This window comes from Micrococcus sp. TCR-5 (assembly GCF_052220525.1).
Taxonomy (GTDB): domain Bacteria; phylum Actinomycetota; class Actinomycetes; order Actinomycetales; family Micrococcaceae; genus Micrococcus; species Micrococcus luteus.
The window spans coordinates 26,239-40,526 of the sequence record NZ_JBQPDO010000002.1; the positions used below are offsets into that span (position 1 = coordinate 26,239).

13 protein-coding genes and 1 tRNA gene are annotated in these 14,288 nt (G+C 72.6%); 10 read left to right on the forward strand and 4 right to left on the reverse strand.

Features of this window, described 5'->3' with window-relative positions; all coding sequences use genetic code 11:
* Positions 1-8: 8 nt before the first annotated feature.
* The 3 genes from ACTSKS_RS01825 to ACTSKS_RS01835 all read right to left on the reverse strand — a co-directional run bounded on the left by ACTSKS_RS01825 (position 9) and on the right by ACTSKS_RS01835 (position 2,943).
* Positions 9-761, reverse strand: coding sequence for a GNAT family N-acetyltransferase (locus tag ACTSKS_RS01825; RefSeq protein ID WP_442927234.1), 753 nt, complete (start codon positions 759-761; stop codon positions 9-11).
* Complete coding sequence (locus tag ACTSKS_RS01830; RefSeq protein ID WP_036317733.1) at positions 758-1,789, reverse strand: 6-phosphofructokinase; 1,032 nt, start codon at positions 1,787-1,789, stop codon at positions 758-760. Before ACTSKS_RS01830 ends, ACTSKS_RS01825 begins: the two co-directional genes overlap by 4 nt.
* 89 nt (positions 1,790-1,878) lie before the next feature.
* The gene (locus tag ACTSKS_RS01835) at positions 1,879-2,943 is read right to left on the reverse strand and encodes a PspC domain-containing protein (protein WP_442927235.1); all 1,065 of its coding nucleotides are present in this window, start codon (positions 2,941-2,943) and stop codon (positions 1,879-1,881) included.
* Between the two features lie 96 nt (positions 2,944-3,039).
* On the opposite strand from ACTSKS_RS01835, the gene ACTSKS_RS01840 reads away from it, so the two are divergent.
* Together ACTSKS_RS01840 and ACTSKS_RS01845 are read left to right on the forward strand one after the other, a co-directional pair.
* Positions 3,040-4,299: an ATP-binding protein gene (locus tag ACTSKS_RS01840; protein ID WP_442927236.1), complete on the forward strand. Its 1,260-nt coding sequence runs from the start codon at positions 3,040-3,042 to the stop codon at positions 4,297-4,299.
* Positions 4,296-4,994, forward strand: coding sequence for a LuxR C-terminal-related transcriptional regulator (locus tag ACTSKS_RS01845; RefSeq protein ID WP_145951044.1), 699 nt, complete (start codon positions 4,296-4,298; stop codon positions 4,992-4,994). Before ACTSKS_RS01840 ends, ACTSKS_RS01845 begins: the two co-directional genes overlap by 4 nt.
* A 47-nt stretch (positions 4,995-5,041) precedes the next feature.
* Here the strand turns inward: ACTSKS_RS01845 and ACTSKS_RS01850 are convergent, their stop codons facing one another.
* The gene (locus ACTSKS_RS01850) at positions 5,042-6,250 is read right to left on the reverse strand and encodes a pyridoxal phosphate-dependent aminotransferase (protein WP_049146289.1); all 1,209 of its coding nucleotides are present in this window, start codon (positions 6,248-6,250) and stop codon (positions 5,042-5,044) included.
* A gap of 173 nt (positions 6,251-6,423) precedes the next feature.
* Here ACTSKS_RS01850 and ACTSKS_RS01855 point away from each other — a divergent pair.
* The 8 genes from ACTSKS_RS01855 to rpoB all read left to right on the forward strand — a co-directional run bounded on the left by ACTSKS_RS01855 (position 6,424) and on the right by rpoB (position 14,274).
* Positions 6,424-6,496: transfer RNA gene (locus ACTSKS_RS01855), tRNA-Trp, on the forward strand.
* Between the two features lie 80 nt (positions 6,497-6,576).
* A complete protein-coding gene (gene secE, locus ACTSKS_RS01860) occupies positions 6,577-6,828 on the forward strand; it encodes a preprotein translocase subunit SecE (RefSeq protein WP_002854774.1) in 252 nt (83 codons plus the stop codon).
* A gap of 104 nt (positions 6,829-6,932) precedes the next feature.
* The gene (gene nusG, locus ACTSKS_RS01865) at positions 6,933-7,808 is read left to right on the forward strand and encodes a transcription termination/antitermination protein NusG (protein ID WP_145951043.1); all 876 of its coding nucleotides are present in this window, start codon (positions 6,933-6,935) and stop codon (positions 7,806-7,808) included.
* A gap of 132 nt (positions 7,809-7,940) precedes the next feature.
* Positions 7,941-8,372, forward strand: coding sequence for a 50S ribosomal protein L11 (rplK, locus tag ACTSKS_RS01870; RefSeq protein ID WP_010080374.1), 432 nt, complete (start codon positions 7,941-7,943; stop codon positions 8,370-8,372).
* Between the two features lie 77 nt (positions 8,373-8,449).
* Positions 8,450-9,157, forward strand: coding sequence for a 50S ribosomal protein L1 (rplA, locus tag ACTSKS_RS01875; RefSeq protein ID WP_036317746.1), 708 nt, complete (start codon positions 8,450-8,452; stop codon positions 9,155-9,157).
* Positions 9,158-9,500: 343 nt separating this feature from the next.
* A complete protein-coding gene (rplJ, locus tag ACTSKS_RS01880; RefSeq protein ID WP_002854782.1) occupies positions 9,501-10,022 on the forward strand; it encodes a 50S ribosomal protein L10 in 522 nt (173 codons plus the stop codon).
* Positions 10,023-10,091: 69 nt separating this feature from the next.
* Entirely contained in the window at positions 10,092-10,481 is a 390-nt protein-coding gene (gene rplL, locus ACTSKS_RS01885) for a 50S ribosomal protein L7/L12 (protein ID WP_010080376.1), read from the forward strand.
* Positions 10,482-10,767: 286 nt separating this feature from the next.
* A complete protein-coding gene (rpoB, locus tag ACTSKS_RS01890) occupies positions 10,768-14,274 on the forward strand; it encodes a DNA-directed RNA polymerase subunit beta (RefSeq protein ID WP_442927237.1) in 3,507 nt (1,168 codons plus the stop codon).
* The last annotated feature ends 14 nt before the right edge of the window (positions 14,275-14,288 follow it).

Consider the following 14,288-nt stretch of genomic DNA (forward strand, 5'->3'; position numbering starts at 1 on the left):
CCGCCCGCTCACTCCAGCGCGAGCACGGTCCGCGTGCCCGCCGCCTCCAGCCCGACGGCGATCGCCACGTGGTGCGCGGCCGTGTGGCCCGCCGGCACCTCGGCGAACGGCAGCAGCCCCTCCAGCGCCGCCCGGTCCATCGCCACGGCCACCGCGTAGCGGCCGAGCCCACGACCGCGCAGTGACGGTGGGGTGAGGGTGCCCAGCGAGGCCAGCACGCCGCCCGTCACGCGATACCCCGCGGCCGCCACCGGGGCCTCGATCGCCCGTCCCGCGCCGTCGTCGGGAACGAGCGCGGCCAAGGACTCCCAGGAGAGGACACCCGCCTCGGCCACGTCGTCCGCGGGGGCCCGCGCGGCCACGGCGTGGACGTGGGCGGGGTCGTGGGACACGGCGACGGTGCGCGAGGGGTCGACCGGCGGCGGTTCCTCGGCCGCGTAGAGCGTGAACTCGCCGCGCGAGCGCACCGCCTCCCCGGCGGCGGCCCGCACCGCCGTCCGCAGCAGGGCCGACTCCACGCCCAGCGCCTCGGCGGGCACGCCGCGGCAGGCACGCGTGAACCACGCCGGCCCCGCCACGACGGTGGCCCAGGGCAGGGCCAGCACCTCCGCCTCGGCCCCATCCGGCCGGACCACCTCGATGCGGCGCGGCTCGGCGCCCGCCGCCGGGGCGTCGCCGGGCAGCAGCGCGGTGTCGGGCAGGCCGAGCCGACGCGCCAGCCCGAGGGCCAGCACGCCGACGGCGGGGTGGTCGGGTCTCACCGGCCGAACAGGATCTTCGCCTCGTCGTAGCGCGAGACCGGCACCTTCTTGAGGCCCTTGAGGGCGGCGCTCATGGGGATGGAGATGATCTCCGTGCCGTTGGCCGCCACCATCTGTCCCCAGCGGCGCTGCGCGACGAGGTCGACGGCGCCCATGCCGAAGCGCGTGGAGAGCACGCGGTCCGTGGCGGTGGGGGCGCCGCCGCGCTGGATGTGGCCCAGGATGGTGCTGCGCGTCTCGATGCCCGTCATCTCCTCGATCTCGCGGGTCACCCACTCGCCGATGCCGCCCAGACGCGGCCGGCCGGACGCCTCGACGCCGGCCTCGGCCAGCGGATCGTCGTGGCCCTCGGGGACGAAGCCCTCCGCCACCACGACCAGCGGGGAGCGACCGCGGTCGTGGACCTGCTGCACCCACTCGGCGACCTGGGACATCGGGGTGCGGACCTCGGGGATGAGGATCGCGTGGGCGCCGGCGGCCATGCCCGAGTGCAGGGCGATCCAGCCGACGTGGCGGCCCATGACCTCGGCGACCATGCAGCGGTGGTGGGACTCGCCCGTGGTGCGCAGCCGGTCCATGGCGTCCGTGGCGATCTGCACGGCCGTGTCGAAGCCGAACGTGTAGTCGGTGCCCTGCAGGTCGTTGTCGATCGTCTTGGGCACGCCCACGATCGGCAGCCCGTCCGCGGCCAGGCGGTTCGCGCCGGCCAGGGTGCCCTCGCCGCCGATGGCGATGACGGCGTCGATGTCCAGCTCGCGCAGGTTGCGGAGCATGTTCTCCGGGCCGCCGCCCTCCGCGTTGTAGGGGTGCGTGCGGGAGGTGCCGAGGATGGTGCCGCCGGTGCGGGCCAGGCCGCGCACGCGGGAGCGGGGCAGGTCCTCGACGTCCTTCTCGATCAGGCCGGACCACCCGTTGCGGATGCCCACCATCTCCATGTCGTACGACTTGATGCCGTGCAGGACGGCGGAGCGGATGACGGCGTTGAGGCCGGGGCAGTCGCCTCCGGAGGTGAGCATTCCGACGCGCATGGGGGTCCTCTCGGGCGTTCTCGTGGGGGTCGGCACCACCCTAGGCGTGCCCGCCGCGTCGCGTCAGGGGACGGGCGACGGGCGGCGGGTCAGCCGAGGGCCACGAGGACGGCGACCTGGAGGGCCGTCGCACCCACGAGGATGCCGCTCGCCGGGCCGAGGGTGCCGGGACGACGGCCGCTGAGCAGAGCGCCCAGCAGGACGGGGGCGATCACCGCGAGCGCGGCGACGAGCATGGGCACCGCCAGCAGCGTGGGGGTCGGACCGACGCCGAGCAGCAGGCTGATCCCGAGGGCGGCGAGCGCGGCGAGGACGGCCCCGGCGTAGGTGGCGGCCTGCGCGATCGGCCCGAGGCGCGGCTTCGCGGCCGTGGCTGCGGACCCCGAGCCGGTCGGGGCGGTGGCCGCCCGGGGGGCCTCCTCGGCCAGGCGCGCCGCGGCTCGCCGCTCGCGGGAGTGGACGTGGTCGCGCCAGGTGCCGGTCGCGGGGTCGATCCATTCGGGGCGGAAGCCGTGCGGGTCGGTGACCTCGGCCGCCCGCTCGCGCGGACCTCCGCCGACGTACCAGGCCGGGCGCGGCACGGCGTGGGCGGGCTGGTCGGCGTCGGGGACCCGGCCCGGGGCCACGCGGGCCTGCGCCCGGCCGTCCCAGCGGGTCACGAGCCACCAGACGAGCACGGCCAGCGCGCCCAGGCCCACGAGGGAGCCGGGGCCGCCCACGGCCGGGGCGATGAGGGTGAACCCGGCGCCGAGCAGCAGGTTGAGGGCGCCGATCGCCCCGATCACGCCGATGGCCATGGTGGCGTCCTGCCACTCCCCGCGGCGCAGGCGGCCGAACTGCACGCGTCCGTCGGCGTCGGGGAGCACGGCCCAGGCGGCCGCGTAGGCCAGCAGGCCCAGACCCGCGGAGATCATGCACACGGCGACGAACACGCCGCGGGCGAGCAGCGGGTCGATGCGGTAGCGCTCGGCCACCCCGCCGAGCACCCCGCCGACCCACGAGGCCGGCGAGCGGCGCACGCCCCAGCTCAGGACGGCGCGGCGCAGCCAGCCCGGCAGAGCGTCCAGTCCGTCGGGGCCGGTCTCGCCCGCGGCGGCTCCGTCGGGGGCGACGTGGGGGCCGGGGCCGGTGAACGGGTCGTGTGTGCTCGTCATGTCTCCATCCTCGTCCGCCTGCGGCCCCCGCCCATCCGGGAACTCCCGGAATCCTCCCCGGATGTGCCGCCCCGTCCGACGCGGCAGGATGGGGGCATGCCCACCCCGTCCGTGCCCGCGCCGGCCCCGCGTCCGCCGTTGATGCGGCACGGGGCCGACCGCCCGGTGTCCGGCGTCGCCGCGGGGCTCGCCCGGCACCTCGGGATGCCCGCCGGCCGCGTCCGCGCGGCCCTGGCGCTGCTGAGCCTGCTGGGCGGCGCGGGCCTGGCCCTGTACGTGTGGCTCTGGCTGCTCATGCCGGAGGAGGGTCCGGACGGCGCCCCCGCCGCCGACGCCCCCACCCTGCGTGGTCGCGCCCCCGAGGTGCTCGAGCGGGTGCGCGAGGGCGGCTGGCCGGTGCTGCTGGCCGCCGTGGTGCTCGGCGTGGGCATGCTGACCGTCGCGGACGGCCTCGGCCTCGCCGTCGACTGGGCGCTCGTGGGCCCGGTGGCCGTCCTCGTGATCGGCCTCGGCCTGGCCTGGATGCAGCTCGACCTGGCGGGCGGGCCCCGGGCCGGGCGGAGCGGACGACTGGTCCGCCTCGTGCTCGGCACGGCCCTCGTGCTGCTGGCGGTGCTGGCCATCGTCCTGGGCGCCGTGCGCTCGGGCGAGCTGTGGCGGGCGCTGCTGGCCGCCGTCGCGATGCTCGCCGGCGCGGCGCTGGTGGCCATGCCCTACGTCCTGGCCTGGCTGCGCCGACGCGACGCGGAGCGGACCGCGTTCGCGGTGCAGGCCCAGCGCGCCGAGATCGCGGCGCACCTGCACGACTCGGTGCTGCAGTCCCTCGCCCTCATCCAGCGGCGCGCCCAGGACGCGGACGCGGTGGCCCGGGTGGCCCGCGCCCAGGAGCGTGAGCTGCGTCAGTTCCTCGCCCTGGACTCCCGTGGCGGCCCGCACTCCCTGGCGGAGGCCCTCGAAGAGCACGCCGCCGCCGTCGAGGACGCGCACGGGTCCCGGGTGGAGGTCGTGGCCGTGGGGCGGGCCGCGGGGGCGTGGCTCGAGCCGCTCGCGGCCGCGGCGCGCGAGGCCATGCAGAACGCGGCCCGGCACGCCGGCGACGCGCAGGTCTTCGCGGAGGCCGGTGAGGACGACCGCGGCCGCACCGTCGCGGAGGTGTTCGTCCGGGACCGCGGCCCCGGCTTCGACCTGCCCACGGCCCCGGCCGACCGGCTCGGCGTGCGGGAGTCGATCCTCGGCCGCATGAAGCGTGCCGGCGGGACCGCCCGCATCCGGTCCGGCCCGGGCGGCACCGAGGTCCACCTGACCCTGACCGAGCCCGAGGGTGCGCGAGCGCGCACCGGACAGGAGCATCCATGACCGACCCCGCCCTGCGCACGGCCGTCATCGTGGACGACCACGCGATCTTCCGCTCCGGCCTGCGCGCCGACCTGGACCCGGACCGACTGGCCATCGTCGGCGAGGCTGGGGACGTGGACGAGGCCGTCCGCACCGTGCTGGACCTGGCGCCGGATGTGGTGCTGCTGGACGTGCACCTGCCCGGCGGGGCCGGCGGCGGGGGAGCGGAGGTGGCCGAGCGTGTCCTCGCGCGCCGACCCGCGCAGCGGTTCCTGGCCCTGTCCGTCTCGGACGCGGCCGAGGACGTCGTCGCCGTGATCCGTGCGGGGGCCTGCGGCTACATCACCAAGACGGCCTCCGGCGCCGAGGTGGCGGACGCGGCGGTCCGCGTGGCCGACGGCGACGCGGTGTTCTCGCCCCGGCTGGCCGGGTTCGTCCTCGACGCCTTCCGCGGCACGGCGCCCGCGTCCCCGCCCGTCCCAGCCGCGGCGACGAGCGGTGCTGCGGCCCCCGACGAGGATCTCGACCGGCTCTCGGCACGGGAGCGGGAGGTCATGCGGCTGATCGCCCGCGGATACACCTACCGCGAGGCCGGGGCGGAGCTGTTCATCTCGGACCGCACGGTCGAGACCCACGTGTCCTCCGTGCTGCGCAAGCTCCAGCTCTCCAACCGCCACGAGCTGACCCGCTGGGCCGCGCGCCGCGGATACGCCTGAGCCCCGTGGCGCGCGGCGTCGCGGGGCTCAGGGACGGGGTGGGCGGCTCAGGCGCTGAGCAGGGCACGGATGCGCTCGACGCCCTCCGCGAGGTCCGCATCGCCCAACGCGTAGGACAGTCGCAGGTAGCCGGACGGGCCGAACGCCTCGCCCGGGACTACGGCGACCTCCGCCTCGTCGAGGATGAAGGCGGCCAGCTCGGCCGACGTCGTGGGGGTGACGCCCCCGCGGTAGGTCTTCCCGAGCGCCTCCCGCACGTCCACGTACGCGTAGAACGCGCCCTGCGGGGTGGGGCAGTGGAAGCCCGGCACGGCGTCCATGGCCTCGACCATGGCCCGGCGCCGGCGGTCGAACGCCGTCTTCATCTCCGCCACGGCGTCCAACGGGCCGGCGACGGCGGCCAGCGCGGCCCGCTGCGACACGTTGGCCACGTTCGAGGTGGCGTGGGACTGCAGGTTCGTGGCGGCCTTGACCACGTCCAGCGGACCGGCCATCCAGCCGACGCGCCAGCCCGTCATGGCGTAGGTCTTGGCGACGCCGTTGAGGATCACGGACTGCTCCGCCAGCTCGGGCACGGCGCGGACGATCGAGGTGAACGGCATGCCGTCGTAGGTCAGGTGCTCGTAGATCTCGTCGGTGACCACCCACAGCCCCCGCTCCCGTGCCCACCGGCCGATCGCCGCCGTCTCCTCGGGGGAGTACACGGCGCCGGTGGGGTTGGAGGGGGAGACGAACAGGAGCACCTTGGTGCGGTCCGTGACGGCCTCGTCGAGCTGGTCCACGGTGACCTTGTAGCCCTGCTCGGGGCCGGCGAACACCTCCACCGGCACGCCGCCGGCCAGGCGGATCGCCTCCGGGTAGGTGGTCCAGTAGGGGGCGGGGACGAGCACCTCGTCCTGCGGGTCCAGCAGGGCGGCGAAGGCGTTGTACACGGCCTGCTTCCCGCCGTTGGTCACGAGCACCTGGGCGGCCTCGAGGGACACGCCGGAGTCGCGCAGCGTCTTGGCCGCGATCGCCTCGCGCAGCTCGGGCAGGCCGGCGGCGGGGGAGTAGCGGTGGTTCTTCGGGTCCCGGGCCGCGGCGACGGCGGCCTCCACGATGTAGTCCGGGGTGGGGAAGTCGGGCTCGCCGGCGCCGAAGCCGATCACCGGGCGCCCGGCGGCCTTGAGCTCCTTGGCGCGGGCGTCGACGGCGAGGGTGGCGGAGGGCGCGATGGCGGACAGACGGGCGGAGACGCGGCGGGCGGGCGCGGCCATGGGGACCTTCTTCGAGCTCGACGGGGAGGGCGGGGCGGAGCGGGGCTCCGTCCTGCCAGGGTACTGACTGCCCGGGGCCCGTTCGACTCCCGCCGCCCGATGGCGTATCCTGGATCTCCGGTACCGCGTTCACGGTCGATCCCGCGAGGGTTCGGCCGGCTCCGTCGGTCCGAAGGGTAGTGGCGCAATTGGTAGCGCAGCGGTCTCCAAAACCGCAGGTTGCAGGTTCGAGTCCTGTCTGCCCTGCTCGATGCCGGGCCTCGTGCTCGGCATCGGACGTGTAGAAAGCGATTCGGCGATCCGACGAGTGAGGCCACGTGACTGAGATGGCGGCGAACGGCGGGGGGCCCACCCCCACGCCGAGCAGGCAGCGTCGCGGGCTGTTCGCGCGGATCGCGCTGTTCCTGCGCCAGGTGGTGGACGAGCTCCGCAAGGTCGTCACCCCCACGAGCGAGGAGCTGCTGCGCACGACCGGAGTGGTGCTCGCCTTCGTGGCGTTCATGATCCTGCTGGTCATGGGGCTGGACTGGGTGTTCGGCACCGTGGCGGGTCTCCTGTTCGGCGCCGGCGGCCTCTGAGCCCGGCGCGGACGGTCCCGACGTCGCAGGACGCGTCCCCCGCACGCCCGTGAGGGCCCTCCCCGACGGCAGGGCCCGCCGTCCGTCAGCAGAAAGCAGGAACCGTGTCCGAGCAGGAACTGGATCGTCAGCCCGCCGAGGAGTCCGTCCCGATGTCGGAGGACGCTGTGGCCGCCGAGACCGCGCAGGACGCCGGGACGCCCGTCGAGGCCGCCCTGGACGAGCCCGTCGGCAGCGGTGACGAGACCGCCGAGGCCACCGTGCAGGAGGCAGACCTGGCCGTCGCCGAGGGCGAGGACGCGCCGACCCCCGTCGAGGAGCAGGCCGACGACGAGCCCGCCGTGGACCCCGCCGAGGAGCTGCGCACCCGCCTGCGCCGCCAGCCCGGCGACTGGTACGTCGTCCACACCTACGCCGGCTACGAGAAGCGCGTGAAGACCAACCTCGAGGCCCGCATCCTGACCCAGGACATGGAGGACTCGATCTACGAGATCGAGGTCCCCATGGAGGAGGTCGTGGAGATCAAGAACACCACGCGCAAGATCGTCTCGCGCGTGCGCATCCCGGGCTACGTGCTCGTCCGCATGGACCTCGACGACGCCTCGTGGGGCGTCGTACGGCACACCCCGGGCGTCACGGGCTTCGTGGGCAACGACGCCCACCACCCGCAGCCGCTCAGCCTGGACGAGGTGTACGACATGCTCGCCCCGTCCGTGATCCAGGAGGCCGCCCGCGCCGCCGAAAAGGCCGGCCTGGCCGTCCCCGCCGCGGCCGAGTCCGGCGCGCCCGCCGCCCCCGCGATCCACGTGGACTTCGAGGTCGGCGAGTCGGTCACCGTCAACGACGGCCCGTTCGAGACCCTCCCGGCCACGATCTCCGAGATCAAGCCGGAGGCCCAGCAGCTCGTGGTGCTCGTCTCGATCTTCGAGCGCGAGACCCCCGTGACGCTGTCCTTCAACCAGGTGACCAAGGCCATCTGAGGACACCCGACGCTTCCGCACCGGGCCGGCCGCCTGCCGGCCCGGACGCGGCACCGGCCGCCGCGCCACGGCGGCCACCGCCCCCGGTGCGCTCCTGCGCCGAGGTTCCCCCAGTGAGAGAAGGATCCACTCATGGCTCCCAAGAAGAAGGTTACCGGTCTGATCAAGCTTCAGATCCAGGCCGGCGCCGCCAACCCGGCCCCGCCCATCGGCCCCGCCCTGGGCCAGCACGGCGTGAACATCATGGAGTTCTGCAAGGCGTACAACGCCGCCACCGAGTCGCAGCGCGGCAACGTGGTCCCGGTCGAGATCACCGTGTACGAGGACCGCTCGTTCACCTTCGTGACCAAGACCCCGCCGGCCGCCGAGCTCATCAAGAAGGCCGCCGGCGTCGCCAAGGGCTCCGCCACCCCGCACACGGCCAAGGTCGGCACGCTGACCCAGGCCCAGTGCGAGGAGATCGCCCAGACCAAGATGGAGGACCTGAACGCCAACGACGTCCAGGCCGCCGCCAAGATCATCGCGGGCACCGCCCGCTCGATGGGCATCACCGTCGAGGGCTGACGCCCACCCCCACCCCCTTCCAGTGGCAGGGCCGAGCGCGGCCCGCAGACCACGACTGCACAAGGAGAAGAACGCAGATGGCACAGCGCAGCAAGGCATACAAGGCGGCCAAGGCCGCGATCGGCGAGGACCTGTACTCGCCGGTGGAGGCGATCCGCCTCGCCAAGGAGACCAACCCCTCCAAGACCGACGCCACCGTGGAGGTGGCCCTCCGCCTCTCGGTCGACCCCCGCAAGGCCGACCAGATGGTCCGCGGCTCCGTGAGCCTGCCCCACGGCACCGGCAAGACCGCCCGCGTCGTCGTGTTCGCCACCGGTGACCGCGCCGAGGCCGCCCGCGCCGCCGGCGCGGACGTCGTGGGCGACGACGACCTGATCGCCCGGATCTCCGAGGGCTGGGTGGACTTCGACGCCGCCGTGGCCTCCCCGGAGCTCATGGGCAAGGTCGGCCGCCTGGGCAAGGTGCTCGGCCCCCGCAACCTGATGCCGAACCCCAAGACCGGCACCGTGACCCCGGACGTGGCCAAGGCCGTGGCCGACATCAAGGGCGGCAAGATCGACTTCCGCGTCGACAAGCACTCCAACCTGCACTTCATCATCGGCAAGACCTCCTTCGAGGCCAAGGCCCTGGTGGAGAACTACGCCGCAGCCCTCGAGGAGGTCCTGCGTCTGAAGCCGTCCTCCTCCAAGGGCCGCTACATCTCCAAGGCCACCGTGGCCACCACCTTCGGCCCGGGCGTGCCCATGGACCCGAACGTGACCTCGGTGGACTCCTCGGAGCTCTGAGCCACGCGGCCCCGGTGATCGGGGCCCACGACGCCGGCCGGTCGTCCCCGCAGCGGGGCGACCGGCCGTCGCCGTCGCGGGTCGATTTTGCGGACCCGTCCCGGACGTGTACGCTGGTGCCTACCGAAGACCGCCGGTCGTGGTGCCCTGCCTCCGGGCAGAGCCCACCGAAGGATCTCCCTGACGGAGACGGCCCGCGCAGGTGAACGTGAGCCACGCTCGCATCCGCACGTCGACCCTCCGGGTCCGGCCGCGTCGATGCTCCTGCTGCGCCCCGTGCATCTGCACGGGGCGTTTTCTCGTCTCGGGGTGGCGGTTCCCACGCATCATCGAGAGGAGTGCCATGGCGACGTCCGCGAAGGAGTCGGCGGTGGCTGAGCTCACGGACCTGTTCCGTGAGTCCAGCGCCGCTGTTCTGACGGAATACCGTGGCCTGACGGTGACGGAGCTCAAGCAGCTGCGTGACTCCATCCGTCAGGACGCGACCTACGCCGTGGCGAAGAACACGCTGGCCGAGATCGCGGCCAAGGACGCCGGTCTGGAGGGCCTCGAGGCTCACCTGTCCGGTCCCACCGCGATCGCGTTCGTGACCGGGGACCCGGTCAACGTCGCCAAGGCCCTGCGTGACTTTGCCAAGGATCACGAGAAGCTCGTGCTCAAGGGCGGCTACATGGATGGCCAGCCCCTGGACGAGGCCGGCATCAAGAAGCTCGCGGACCTCGAGTCCCGCGAGGTGCTGCTGGCCAAGTTCGCCGGCGCGATGAAGGGCAGCATGTCCAAGGCTGCCGCCCTGTTCCAGGCGCCGCTGTCCAAGACCGTCCGCACGGTCGAGGCGCTGCGCGCCGCGCAGGGCGAGGCTGCCTGAGCAGTCCGCCCCGGGCTGCACGGCCCACCACTTCACACGTAGTCAAGACGTACCCGTAAAGGAGCCATCATGGCCAAGCTGACCACCGAAGAGCTGCTCGCCGCGTTCGAGGAGCTGACCCTCATCGAGCTGTCCGAGTTCATCAAGGCGTTCGAGGAGAAGTTCGACGTCACCGCCGCCGCCCCCGTGGCCGTGGCCGCCGCCGGCGGTGCCGCCGGTGGTGCCGAGGCCGCCGCCGCCGAGGAGAAGGACGAGTTCGACGTCATCCTCGAGGCCGCCGGCGACAAGAAGATCGGCGTCATCAAGGAGGTGCGCGCCCTCACCTCCCTCGGCCTGAAGGAGGCCAAGGACCTGGTGGACGGCGCTCCCAAGCCCATCCTCGAGGGCGTCAACAAGGAGACCGCCGAGAAGGCCAAGGAGCAGCTCGAGGGCGCCGGCGCCACCGTCACCCTCAAGTGATGATCGCGGCTTGAGCCGCATCACGCCTCCTCACGAGGCCCCCGGACCCGCACTGCGGACCGGGGGCCTCGTGGCGTCCCAGGTCACGCACCCGCGGCTGGACAGGGGCGACGGGCGCGGATAGGATGGATATTTGCATCTCCCCTGTTCCGTGCCGCCCGCAGGACCTCGCGTCCCGCCGTGGCCCGCACGGTTCCGCACGGCCTTCATATAGCGGTGGGCCGGCGCCGCCGTCTCGCGGCAGGGGAGCGAACGGAACCCCAGAAGGCCTGTGGAAGGATCCTACGTGGTCGCCTCGAGCACCTCCAACGAAACCGCTACCGTCTCCCCGCGATCCGGCGCCTCCGCCGGACGCGTCTCCTTCGCCAAGATCTCCGAGCCGCTGGACGTGCCGGACCTGCTGGCGCTGCAGACCGAGTCGTTCGACCGCCTGATCGGCAATGAGCGGTGGACCGCGCGCGTGGACGCCGCCCTGGCCGCCGACGACCACTCCGTGCCCGTCACCTCGGGACTGACGGACATCTTCGAGGAGATCTCCCCGATCGAGGACTTCCAGGGCACCATGTCCCTGTCCTTCGCCGAGCCCGAGTTCGCCGACGCGAAGATGACGGAGGAGGAGTGCAAGGATCGCGACGCGACCTTCTCCGCCCCGCTGTACGTCAAGGCCGAGTTCATGAACAACACGACCGGCGAGATCAAGCAGCAGACCGTCTTCATGGGCGACTTCCCGCTGATGACCCGCAACGGCACGTTCATCATCAACGGCACCGAGCGCGTCGTCGTCTCCCAGCTGGTCCGCTCCCCGGGCGCCTACTTCGAGCGCACCCCGGACAAGACCTCGGACAAGGAGATCTTCTCCGCGAAGATCATCCCCTCGCGCGGCGCCTGGTTCGAGCTCGAGGTGGACAAGCGTGACCAGGTCGGCGTCCGCCTCGACCGCAAGCGCAAGCAGCCCGTGACGGTGCTGCTCAAGGCCATGGGCTGGACCGAGTCCCGCATCCTGGAGGAGTTCGGCCACTACGACTCCATCCGCGCCACCCTCGAGAAGGACGGCACCGCGGACCAGGACGAGGCCCTGCTCGACATCTACCGCAAGCTGCGCCCGGGCGAGCCGGCCGCCGTCGACGCCGCGCAGACGCTGCTGAACAACCTGTACTTCACCCCGAAGCGCTACGACCTCGCCAAGGTGGGCCGCTACAAGCTCAACCGCAAGCTCGGCGTGGACGTGCACCTCGGCGACCCCAACGCGTCTGTGCTCACCGAGGACGACATCGTCCAGATGGTGCACTTCATCGCCGCGCTGCACGCCGGCGAGACCGTCATCAAGGGCACGCGCGACGGCGAGCCGGTGGATGTGCGCGTGGAGATCGACGACATCGACCACTTCGGCAACCGTCGCATCCGTGCGGTGGGCGAGCTGATCGAGAACCAGATCCGCACCGGCCTGTCCCGCATGGAGCGCGTCGTGCGCGAGCGCATGACCACCCAGGACGTCGAGGCGATCACCCCGCAGACCCTGATCAACATCCGCCCCGTGGTGGCGGCGATCAAGGAGTTCTTCGGCACCTCGCAGCTGTCCCAGTTCATGGACCAGAACAACCCGCTGGCCGGCCTGACGCACAAGCGTCGCCTGTCCGCGCTCGGCCCGGGCGGCCTGTCCCGCGACCGTGCCGGCATGGAGGTCCGTGACGTCCACCCGTCGCACTACGGCCGCATGTGCCCCATCGAGACCCCGGAAGGCCCGAACATCGGCCTCATCGGCTCGCTGGCGACCTTCGGCCGGATCAACTCCTTCGGCTTCATCGAGACCCCGTACCGCCGCGTGGTCGACGGCCGGGTCACGGACACCGTGGACTACCTGACCGCCGACGACGAGCTGGCCTTCCAGATCGCCCAGGCGAACGCCCCGGTGGATGAGGACGGCCGGTTCGAGGAGGAGCTCGTGCTCTGCCGCCAGCGCGGCGGCGACGGCGAGCCCGTGCTCTCGACCGTGGACGAGATCGACTACATGGACGTGTCCCCGCGCCAGATGGTGTCGGCGGCCACCGCCCTGATCCCGTTCCTCGAGCATGACGACGCCAACCGCGCGCTCATGGGCGCGAACATGCAGCGTCAGGCCGTGCCGCTGCTCCGCTCCGAGGCCCCCTACGTGGGCACCGGCATGGAGAAGTACGTGGCCGTGGACGCGGGTGACTCCGTGACGGCCACCCAGGGCGGCGTCGTGACCGAGGTGGCCGCGGACCTGGTGACCGTCATGAACGACGACGGCACCACCACGCACTACCCGATCATGAAGTTCGCGCGCTCGAACCAGGGCAACGCCTACAACCAGCGCGTGCGCGTGTCCGAGGGCGAGCGGGTGGAGCCGCTGAGCATCATCGCCGACGGTCCCGCCACGGACAACGGCGAGCTCGCGCTCGGCAAGAACCTCCTCGTCGCGTTCATGCCCTGGGAGGGCCTGAACTACGAGGACGCGATCATCCTGTCCCAGCGCATGGTCTCGGAGGACGTCCTCACCTCGATCCACATCGAGGAGCACGAGGTCGACGCCCGAGACACCAAGCTGGGCGCCGAGGAGATCACCCGCGACATCCCCAACGTGTCCGAGGAGGTGCTGTCGCAGCTCGACGAGCGCGGCATCATCCACATCGGCGCGGAGGTGGAGGCCGGCGACATCCTGGTCGGCCGCGTGACCCCGAAGGGCGAGACCGAGCTGACCCCGGAGGAGCGCCTGCTGCGCGCGATCTTCGGCGAGAAGTCCCGCGAGGTCCGCGACACCTCCCTGAAGGTGCCGCACGGCGAGTCCGGCACCGTCATCGGCGTGCGCATCTTCGACCGCGACGAGGACGACGACCTGCCCCCGGGCGTGAACCAGCTGGTGCGCGTCTACGTGGCGCAGAAGCGCAAGATCACCGACGGCGACAAGATGGCCGGCCGCCACGGCAACAAGGGCGTCATCTCGAAGATCCTGCCGCTCGAGGACATGCCGTTCCTGGCGGACGGCACCCCGGTGGACATCGTGCTGAACCCGCTCGGCGTCCCCGGCCGCATGAACCTCGGCCAGGTCATGGAGCTGCACCTGGGCTGGGCCGCCTCGCGCGGCTGGGACATCCAGGGCGAGCCGGAGTGGATCAAGGACCTGCCGAACTTCCCGCGGCAGTCCGGTCCGGTCAACGTGGCCACCCCGGTGTTCGACGGCGCCGAGGCGTACGAGATCACGGGCCTGCTCGGCCACGTGAACGTGACCCGCGACGGCGACCGTCTCATGAGCGACAGCGGCAAGGCGCAGCTGTTCGACGGCCGCACCGGCGAGCCGTTCCCGGACCCGGTGTCCGTGGGCTACATGTACATGCTCAAGCTGCACCACCTGGTGGACGACAAGATCCACGCCCGTTCCACGGGCCCGTACTCGATGATCACGCAGCAGCCGCTGGGCGGTAAGGCCCAGTTCGGCGGCCAGCGCTTCGGCGAGATGGAGGTGTGGGCGCTCGAGGCGTACGGCGCGGCGTTCACCCTCCAGGAGCTGCTGACCATCAAGTCCGACGACATCCACGGCCGCGTGAAGGTCTACGAGGCCATCGTCAAGGGCGAGAACATCCCGGAGCCGGGTGTTCCCGAGTCCTTCAAGGTGCTCATCAAGGAGATGCAGTCCCTCTGCCTGAACGTGGAGGTCCTCTCCGCCGACGGCCAGGCCATCGAGATGCGCGACGCGGAGGACGAGGTCTACCGCGCCGCCGAGGAGCTGGGCATCGACCTCTCCCACGCCGAGCCGAGCTCGGTGGAGGAAGTCTGAGCCGGGCCCGATCC

What these genes read in the sequence shown, in the direction of transcription:
- rplK (WP_010080374.1), top strand. Translation starts at nt 7,941, where the DNA reads ATGGCTCCCAAGAAGAAGGTTACCGGTCTGATCAAGCTTCAGATCCAG.
- ACTSKS_RS01830 (WP_036317733.1), bottom strand. Translation starts at nt 1,789, where the DNA reads ATGCGCGTCGGAATGCTCACCTCCGGAGGCGACTGCCCCGGCCTCAAC.
- rplJ (WP_002854782.1), top strand. Translation starts at nt 9,501, where the DNA reads ATGGCGACGTCCGCGAAGGAGTCGGCGGTGGCTGAGCTCACGGACCTG.
- ACTSKS_RS01835 (WP_442927235.1), bottom strand. Translation starts at nt 2,943, where the DNA reads ATGACGAGCACACACGACCCGTTCACCGGCCCCGGCCCCCACGTCGCC.
- rplL (WP_010080376.1), top strand. Translation starts at nt 10,092, where the DNA reads ATGGCCAAGCTGACCACCGAAGAGCTGCTCGCCGCGTTCGAGGAGCTG.
- secE (WP_002854774.1), top strand. Translation starts at nt 6,577, where the DNA reads ATGGCGGCGAACGGCGGGGGGCCCACCCCCACGCCGAGCAGGCAGCGT.
- ACTSKS_RS01840 (WP_442927236.1), top strand. Translation starts at nt 3,040, where the DNA reads ATGCCCACCCCGTCCGTGCCCGCGCCGGCCCCGCGTCCGCCGTTGATG.
- rplA (WP_036317746.1), top strand. Translation starts at nt 8,450, where the DNA reads ATGGCACAGCGCAGCAAGGCATACAAGGCGGCCAAGGCCGCGATCGGC.
- ACTSKS_RS01845 (WP_145951044.1), top strand. Translation starts at nt 4,296, where the DNA reads ATGACCGACCCCGCCCTGCGCACGGCCGTCATCGTGGACGACCACGCG.
- ACTSKS_RS01850 (WP_049146289.1), bottom strand. Translation starts at nt 6,250, where the DNA reads ATGGCCGCGCCCGCCCGCCGCGTCTCCGCCCGTCTGTCCGCCATCGCG.